Origin of the sequence: Ruegeria sp. SCP10 (genome assembly GCF_040329495.1) — a bacterium.
In the GTDB taxonomy this organism is placed as follows: domain Bacteria; phylum Pseudomonadota; class Alphaproteobacteria; order Rhodobacterales; family Rhodobacteraceae; genus Ruegeria.
In genome coordinates, this window is the sequence record NZ_JBDZYF010000071.1 from 1 (window position 1) to 788 (window position 788).

Annotated in this window: 1 protein-coding gene; it reads right to left on the reverse strand. The window is 57.2% G+C overall.

Features of this window, described 5'->3' with window-relative positions; genetic code table 11:
• Positions 1-758, reverse strand: a protein-coding gene (locus tag ABLN87_RS22310) for an IS5 family transposase (protein ID WP_353014304.1) whose coding sequence is annotated in 2 segments (ribosomal slippage) — positions 1-437 and positions 437-758 — 759 coding nt in all. Because the reading frame shifts where the segments join, the coding sequence is not laid out codon by codon here.
• Positions 759-788 lie beyond the last annotated feature (30 nt).

Sequence of the window (788 nt, forward strand, 5' to 3'; positions counted from 1 at the left end):
TCATAACCAGTAGATGACGGTTGCGGCGAGAGCGATTGCCGACAGGAAGACCTTTGGGCATCTGTCGTATCTGGTTGCCACGCGCCGCCAGTCCTTTAGCCTGCCGAACATGATCTCGATCCGGTTGCGTCGTTTGTACCGGCGCTTGTCATACTTGACGGTTTTCTTGCGTTGCTTTCGACCCGGGATGCAGGGCCGTATCCCCTTGCCTTTTAACGCTTCTCTGAACCAATCAGCATCATAGCCGCGATCACCGAGCAGCCAATCGACCTGCGGCATACTGCCCAGCAGTGCCCGCGCACCAATGTAATCGCTGACCTGTCCAGCGGTGACAAACAGATTCAGCGGGCGGCCTTTGCTGTCGCAGATGGCATGCAGCTTCGTATTCATGCCGCCCTTGGTGCGGCCAATCAGTCGGCCACGCCCCCCTTTTTGACGCCCAAACTGGACGCCGTACGGTGCGCTTTGAGGTAAGTGGCGTCAATCATGACGGTCTTTTCTTCGCCGTGCGCGGCGGCCAAACCGACCATCATCTGTGCGAAGATGCCCCTATCGCTCCAGCGCTTCCAACAGTTATACAGCGTCTTATGCGGTCCATAGGCAGCCGGGGCGTCGCGCCATCTTAACCCATTGCGATTGATGAAGATAATCCCGCTCAACACACGCCTGTCATCGACCCGTGGCTTGCCATGGGATTTCGGGAAGAAGGGCTCCAGACGCGCCATTTGCGCCTCCGTCAGCCAGAAAAGATCAGACATGTTCACCGCTCGTTTTTGAGCCGTGAATCA